Source organism: Streptomyces cahuitamycinicus, assembly GCF_002891435.1.
Lineage (GTDB): Bacteria > Actinomycetota > Actinomycetes > Streptomycetales > Streptomycetaceae > Streptomyces > Streptomyces cahuitamycinicus.
Map to the genome: position 1 here is coordinate 1 of NZ_POUC01000422.1, position 6,884 is coordinate 6,884.

General features: G+C 69.6%; 8 protein-coding genes. 3 read left to right on the forward strand and 5 right to left on the reverse strand.

Annotation, left to right across the window (positions count from 1 at the left end):
* Positions 1-34: 34 nt before the first annotated feature.
* From C1J00_RS35365 to C1J00_RS35385, 5 genes are all read right to left on the reverse strand, one after another.
* On the reverse strand, positions 35-1,414 hold the full coding sequence (locus tag C1J00_RS35365; RefSeq protein ID WP_102913035.1) for an SCO6881 family protein: 1,380 nt from the start codon (positions 1,412-1,414) through the stop codon (positions 35-37).
* Positions 1,415-1,450: 36 nt separating this feature from the next.
* Positions 1,451-2,143 carry a hypothetical protein gene (locus C1J00_RS35370; protein WP_102913036.1) on the reverse strand — a complete coding sequence of 231 codons (693 nt, stop codon included), beginning with the start codon at positions 2,141-2,143 and terminating at the stop codon, positions 1,451-1,453.
* Positions 2,143-2,457, reverse strand: coding sequence for a DUF6112 family protein (locus C1J00_RS35375; RefSeq protein ID WP_011031268.1), 315 nt, complete (start codon positions 2,455-2,457; stop codon positions 2,143-2,145). The genes C1J00_RS35370 and C1J00_RS35375 overlap by 1 nt, the downstream gene beginning before the upstream one ends.
* A gap of 216 nt (positions 2,458-2,673) precedes the next feature.
* On the reverse strand, positions 2,674-3,039 hold the full coding sequence (locus C1J00_RS35380) for a hypothetical protein (protein ID WP_102913037.1): 366 nt from the start codon (positions 3,037-3,039) through the stop codon (positions 2,674-2,676).
* A 175-nt stretch (positions 3,040-3,214) separates the two neighbouring features.
* Positions 3,215-4,345, reverse strand: coding sequence for a C40 family peptidase (locus C1J00_RS35385; RefSeq protein WP_102913038.1), 1,131 nt, complete (start codon positions 4,343-4,345; stop codon positions 3,215-3,217).
* A gap of 515 nt (positions 4,346-4,860) precedes the next feature.
* On the opposite strand from C1J00_RS35385, the gene C1J00_RS35390 reads away from it, so the two are divergent.
* The 3 genes from C1J00_RS35390 to C1J00_RS35400 all read left to right on the forward strand — a co-directional run.
* Complete coding sequence (locus C1J00_RS35390; RefSeq protein WP_102913039.1) at positions 4,861-5,616, forward strand: DNA-methyltransferase; 756 nt, start codon at positions 4,861-4,863, stop codon at positions 5,614-5,616.
* 250 nt (positions 5,617-5,866) lie between these two features.
* Positions 5,867-6,409, forward strand: coding sequence for a DUF4913 domain-containing protein (locus C1J00_RS35395; RefSeq protein ID WP_180989812.1), 543 nt, complete (start codon positions 5,867-5,869; stop codon positions 6,407-6,409).
* Positions 6,406-6,884 (forward strand): hypothetical protein (locus C1J00_RS35400; protein WP_102913041.1); only part of this gene is annotated, 479 nt, incomplete at its 3' end. The genes C1J00_RS35395 and C1J00_RS35400, both read left to right, overlap by 4 nt.

Below are 6,884 nucleotides of genomic sequence, written 5' to 3' on the forward strand. Positions count from 1 at the left end.
TGCATATCCCGCCCCCCGGGGGTCGGTCAGGGAATCAGAGGCCGGTCGGAGGCGGCGGGGGTCCGCTCGCCCCGCTGGACGGGGTGTTCTGCGTGCCGGAGGACGGCGGTGCCCCCTGTTGCGGCGGGGTTGTGGTCGGCGAGGTGGACTGCCATCCGCCGCTCTGCCCAGACGCGGCACTCGCGCCGGATCCGCCAGGCCCCGGGCTGCCGCCCACCTGGCCGCTGGTGTCGTCGGACACGCTCGTCGGCGCGGGCTGGACGGCCTTCTCCAAGCCGGACTTGACCGCGTCGCCGCCGGGCGAGGCACCCGTTCCGCCGCTCTGCGATCCCTCCTTGCCCTCTCCGCCTCCGCCGGTCGGGTTGGCGGCGATGTCGCCGGGGAAACCGCCTCCGGCAGCAGTCTCACTGCCCAGCGCTGCGGCGCCTGCTCCGGCGGCAGCGCCACCGGTTCCGGCGGTGGCCGCAGCGGCGGCGGTCTTACGGGCGGCCTTCTCGGCGTGAGCCTTGGCCATCTGGGCCCCAGCGCCACCGGCCCGGTGGATGGACTCGCCGTCGGTGCCGTCGGCTGCCCAGTGCACGAACTTGAAGACGGCGTACGGGCACAGCAACACCAGAATCATGATCACGATGCCGGACATCACGTCGGCCAGAGCGGCGATACCATCGCCGGCCTCGGTCTTGCCCATGGCGGCGATACCGAGCACGAAGATCACGGTCATCAGCAGCTTGGAGACGACGAGGGTGGCGGTGGCTTCGATCCAGCCCCTGCGCCAGCGGCGCGCGACCTCCCAGCCACCGCCGGCGGAGGCGAAGACGGCCAGGGTGACCATGACGAGGATGCCGACCTTGCGGACCATCATCACGCACCAGTAGAGGAACGCGCCGATGGCGGCGCCGAGACCGGCGACTGCCGACACGAGCCAGCCCAGTGCGGACAGGCCCGGGATCTGGCCGACCTTCACGATGCGGCGCACAGCCGACTCGATGTTCAGGTTCGCTGTCTTGAGCAGGCCGGCGGACAGGGCGTCGACCACTTCGACGGCGACCGTGGTCAGGGCGATGGCGCAGAAGGCGAACAGGACGCCCGACATGGTGCCGGTGAACGCTTGTGTCAGGGCTTGTCCGTCGCGCCTGACGGCGGCTCGGACCAGCTGCGCGCAGAACGTCGCGACCAGCAGAACCAGGCCCAGCGGCAGCAACATTTCGTAGTTGTCCCGGAACCACGCGGCGTTCAGGTCGACCTTGGTGGTGGTGTTGACGGCCTCGGCCGCCAGGTCGGCTGCGGCGGCTGCCAGTTCACCGGCGGACTTCGCCATCCAGTCGCCCATGGCCTTGGCGGGGTCCGAGGCGAAGTCGACCGCGTCACCGACGGCGCACAGCTTGTCTGCCAGGGGGAAATCACAGAAACCCACGGGGAGTTACTCCTCCATTCTTGTGTCAGGCGCGGGTCACTGCGTGACGCTCGGTGCGATGGCGGCCAGGGTGCAGTCGTGGTTCGGGCGGCACTGGACGGCGAGGGTCACGGCCCGTTCCTCGGCCCCTCCGCCGCCCTTCTTCCAGCTGAGCGTCTGTTTGCCGTTGACGGTGACGACGTAGATGTACGCCTCGGTGATCGCGGACGGGTCGTCGGCCAGGGCCGCCTTGAATGCGGACGGGTAGTGGCCCTCGGTGACGCTGGCGGTGGCGTGCTGGTCCTGGTCGGCCATCCGCGACCACAGCACTGGATCGGGAACCTGGCCGGTGACCGAGGCCCAGTCGGCGTACTTGGTCTCCGTGGTCATCCAGGCGCGCATGCCGGCGAGCTGCTGGTCGCGGCTGGTGTCGCGGGTGTCGTAGGACCACAGCATCCGGGCCGCCGCCTTGGCGTAGGCGACCGGCTCGGCAATTTGCGGAGGCTTGGGCACCGAACCGGATCCGGAGGAAGGCTTCGGGGCGGCCTCGGAGGAGGACGGGCTGTCAGCCGGGGCAGGCCGGGCCTCGTCCGGGGCCTGGTGGCTGTTCCCACCGCCGGTCAGCAGGGCGACGATCCCGGCGATGGCGAGCAGGGCGGCGACTACGCAGGTGACGATCGCGATGCGCCGGTTGGCCGACCAGCCCGAACCGTACGAGGACAGCGAAAAGGAGGGGGATCGTTTCCGCATCAATGGACCTGAGACCCCAGACCGGAGAAGAAGGCCACGATTCCGTTCGCGGCACCCAACCCGAGGGCAGCGCCGGCGGCCACGACCGCGCCCTTCTTACCGTTGGCCTCGGCCTGGTGACCACCGGTGTGGTGACCCCAGGCCCAGACGCCGAGCGAGACGGCGAGGGCACCGACGACGGCGATGATCCCGAACATGTTGATGCTGTTGACGACGTTCTTCAGCACACTCAGCCCGGGCAGTCCGCCGCCTTTGGGTGAGATTCCTGGGTCGTAGGCAAGCTGGATGACGCGGTCTGCGAGAGGGACGGACATAGGTGTGGCAGGGCTCCTTGCATACGCGGGCCAGGCGCGGTCCGGTCGGAAAGGGGAAAGCGGAGGGGGAGGTGCGCTCGAAGCGCGGAAGTGGCCGCGGCGGCGCCCCGCCCTGACCGGCGTCGGGCAAAGGCGGGGAGAGGCCACTCCTCGGGCCGGGGCGCGGCTTCGAAGCCGCTTTTCCGGCTCGGGGCCAGGGAGGGCGGCCGGGGCGTGCTACTTCGGGGTCGACGGCTTCGGCGCCGGGTTCGACTCGTACGGGTTGGCGCAGTCGTAGATCATGTACCCGCGGATCTTCTTGCCGTCGGACTTCCGGGTCACCGCGCCGCGGGTGTACCAGGTCTTCTCTGCCCGCTTGTACGCGAACTGGTCATAGGCGACCTTGTCGTGCCGGTAAGCGATGCCCACGACGGTGGACTTCTTCGAAGGATCCTTGCGGACCTTGACCGCCTTGCACGAGATCGTCGTGTGGCCGGTGTCGTACGCCTGAGCTGTGGAGGCGCTGGCTAGGCCGCCGGCCGCAACTGCGAGGCCGATCGAGCTGGCCGCGAGGGCGCGCCGGACGCGGGAGTGGATTGTCACGTGGATGCTCCGGGGTGTTGGAGGATAGGGAGTGGGCCGTCGGCTCGTCCTGCTGGGCGGCCGTCGGGCGAAGCGATCGCGAGAGATGGGGAGTTGGCCACCGAGCCCAGCTATCGGGCTGACCACCAGCGAGGTCCTGGTGACGGCGGCTCGCGGGCCTGCGGGCTGACCGGGGTCAGATGACGCGGCGGGCGGCGAGGATCGTCCAGTCCTTGATCGGGGTGATCCGGACCGGCTTGGTGGTGCGCGGCGCCTCGATCACGAGTCCCTCGCCCATGTACATGCCGACATGCTCAGGCCGTGCAGCGGTGCCCCGACTGAAAATCAGGTCCCCGGGCTCAAGTTGGGAGGGCGAGACCGCCTTGCCCTCGTTGACCTGCGTGTACGTGGTGCGGGTGAGCGTGACGCCGGCATGCGCGTACGCCTGCTGCATCAGGCTGGAGCAGTCGCAGCGGCCCATGGGATCGGGGCCGTGCGAGTTCGTACAGGAGCCGCCCCACTGGTAGAGCGTGCCGAGCTGCTGCATCGCCCACGTGATGGCCTTACGGGCCCTCGGATGGGCGTCCTTGGGGATCGAGTAGCCCTTCGGGACGCTCCCCTCGGGGATGCGGCCGAAGCCGGAACCGTCCTCGCCCGGCGCGCAGCCGGTCGTACTGGTCGACGGCTTCTTGTCCTGGTCTGTGCCCTTGCCGTCCGCGTCACCGCCGCCGGGGAAGGTCTTGGCGATGGCGGCCTGCAGCGCGGTGGCGAGCTCTTCCCACTGCGCGTACGCGTCTGGCAGGCCGGACTTCTGCACGGCTTGGGCGGCCTGTGTGACGGTCATCTGCTGCCACCCGCTCACTTTGAGCAAGTGCTTGTAGAACTGCTCGCTCGCGTAGGTGGGGTCTCGGATCTGCTCGGCGCTGCCCCAGCCCTGGGAAGGGCGCTGCTGGAAGAGGCCGAGGGAGTCGCGGTCGCCGTAAGCGAGGTTGCGCAGTCGGCTCTCCTGCATCGCCGTGGCGAGCGCGATGATCTGTCCCTTCTTGGGGACGTCGAGGGAGAGGCCGGCGGCCACGATCGTCTGGGCGTTGGGGACCTGCTCGGCGGGCAGGTCCAGGCCCTCGACGTGCACGTCCTTGCCGGAGGCGCCGTCGAGGATCTTGGTGACCTGTTCGGCGACCTTGTCGCTGTCGATGTCGCTCAGGCAGCTGCTGAAGGAGCCGCTGCTTTGCACGGCGTCGGCCGAGGAGGCCAGCATCATGCCGGTGCCGGCGATCAGGAGCGGGGAGAGGAAGACGACGCCGATGCCGGCGGCGAGCCCCTTCAATCCGAGCGGACCGCTCGCCGGTCAGCGGTTTCGGGCATGGGTGGGTAGCGAGACGTCATGAACGGGTCCTTGGGGGTGAGGTGTCCGGCGTACCGCGTGCGCGAGGCGTCTCGGAAGGGCGCGGCAGCCGGGGTGGGCGATCGGGACGGGCCGGTGCGGGGCGAGTTGCCGCTCGCTCCGCGTGGCCGGACCGTGAGCTAGGTGTGCCGGGGCAAGGGGTACCTCCGTGAGGTGTGGCAGGGGAGTGGCCAGCGGCGGTGTGCGCCGGGCGGTTCAAAAACAGTAGGCGCGGATCGGCGGTTGACCAAAAAGTCGGCGTGAGGTGCCGGAAACCGATACCTCGACAGGGCACTTCTTGGGCGTCGGCGGTTTCGCCTCTACAGTTTTTGGACTCCCCCTCGCCCTCCTCGGTCTGCGGCCCTGGGCTTCTGCATGCCCACTTCCGGCCCGCGATGACTCCTGCGCGAGGGGGCTATTTCCCTCTGCGTTTCCGCAACCCGAATCGGGGTTCCTCTTTGCCTTTTTCCCTTCACCAGGGCGACGCTCTGGCCGTTCTCTCCGGCCTTCCAGACGGCTGCGTCGACTCCGTCATCACCGACCCGCCGTACAACAGCGGAGGCCGGACCGCGAAGGAGCGCACCACGCGCTCCGCGAAGCAGAAGTACACCTCGGCCGACGCCAAGAACGACCTCGCCGACTTCACCGGCGAGAACATGGACCAGAGGTCCTACTCGTTCTGGCTGACGCAGATCATGACCGAGGCCCACCGCCTCACCAAGACCGGCGGAACGGCCCTGTTGTTCACCGACTGGCGCCAGCTCCCGACGACGACGGACGCGATCCAGGCGGCCGGATGGCTGTGGCGCGGTGTCCTGGCCTGGCACAAGCCGCAGGCCAGGCCCCAGAAGGGCCGGTTCACCCAGAACTGCGAGTTCATCGTCTGGGCCAGCAAGGGGCCGATCGACGGCTCCCGCAACCCCGTCTATCTACCTGGCATGTACTCGGCTTCGCAGCCCTCTGGCGCGAAGCGCCAGCACATCACGCAGAAGCCGGTCGAGGTGATGCGCGAGCTGGTCAAGATCAGCCCCGAGGGCGGCACGGTCCTCGACTTCTGCGCCGGCTCCGGCTCCACGGGCGTGGCCGCCCTGTTGGAAGGCCGGGACTTCATCGGCGTGGAGAAGACCGAGCACTACGCGTCGATCGCGGCCGACCGGCTCACCGAGACGATCCGCGCAACCCTCGCGCAGGACGACGTGGTTCTCACCGCCTGAGCCGCGTCCTTGCCCGTCGCCAAGGCGACCAGCTCCCACCGCAGCCGTTGGCGAAATACCGCCGGAGGAACGTGCAATCCGTTGGCGGCGCCGCGCGAGGGCGCCCCCGCACTTCTCTCATTCCGCGTCTCGTAGGAGGCCGAACTTCTCAATGCCCGAATCCGCAAAGCCTGCCAATGATGGAGAGTTGGAGCCGATTCGTATTCCGGATCCACAGCTGGAGGGAATCGAGGCGAGCGTGCGGCGGCTCATGGAGCAGTCGGCGCAACAGGCTCAGCAGCTCGACCACCTAGCGTCCGCCCCGTCGCCGAGTGGATCACTGTCCGCCGCGTTCGGCATGCCGGGACTCGGCGGCCCGCCGGCCGCCGCTCCACCGGAGCCCCGCCCGATCCTGGAACTGGACGGAGAGGAACGCGAGGACGAACTCGACGCCCTGTCCGACTGGGTCGACGACTTCTTCCTCCCGGTCTACGGGGCGGAGGTCACCACCGCGGCGCCCTGGTGCCTGCAGTGGCAGGAGCACGACGACGTCGTGGCCTGGCTCCATGCCTTGTGGCTCGCCTACCAGCAGCACAAGGACCCCGAAGCCGGGCTCTCCGGCCTGTTCGTGTGGCACCGAGACTTCCTCACCCACGCCGTCGCGGCGATCCGCGCACCCGGCGGCCCGCTGTCGGCCTGCATGACCTCTCCCGACCGGCCCGCACACCGTCTCCTGCCCGGTCCGCCGCCGTCCGTACGGACGGAGACGGCGGCCACGGCGGAAGCCGCTGACCAGGACGAGCCGGCGTCATGACCGCGGGACAGGGACAGCCCGCCTTCGGACTGAGCTTCGATCCGCGCGCGCTGACCGATCTTCTCCAGGCCCCCAGCGACATACGCGACCTCACCCTTGCCTACCTGCAGGAAGTCGTGAACGCGCAGCGCTTCGGGCTGCGCCTCGACGGTGACCTGGAGGGCTGTCGAAAGCTGTTCGTGGACTCCCGCAAGGACTGGCGCGTCGTCTACGCCGTCCGGCCGGCGCCCGCGGAGTCCGCCCACCACAAGGAGATCCACGTCGTCGCGATCCGGCCGCGCGCGGGCAACGACGTCTACGACGAGGTCGGCCGCCGTCTGGGCATGACTCGCCGGCCGCTGAGCGCCCGCACCCACGCGGCACGCTCCCGTTCCCCGCAACTGGCCGCCCGCGCGCCCGTGCCCCGGCCCGGTCCGCCGCCCACTGCGCCACCGGGTCTGCCCCGTCCCGCACCGAACCCCACGCACCATCCCAC

Bases quoted from the DNA above. Each gene is read 5' to 3' on its own strand.
- C1J00_RS35370 (WP_102913036.1), bottom strand. From the start codon at position 2,143: ATGCGGAAACGATCCCCCTCCTTTTCGCTGTCCTCGTACGGTTCGGGC.
- C1J00_RS35375 (WP_011031268.1), bottom strand. From the start codon at position 2,457: ATGTCCGTCCCTCTCGCAGACCGCGTCATCCAGCTTGCCTACGACCCA.
- C1J00_RS35395 (WP_180989812.1), top strand. From the start codon at position 5,867: ATGGAGCAGTCGGCGCAACAGGCTCAGCAGCTCGACCACCTAGCGTCC.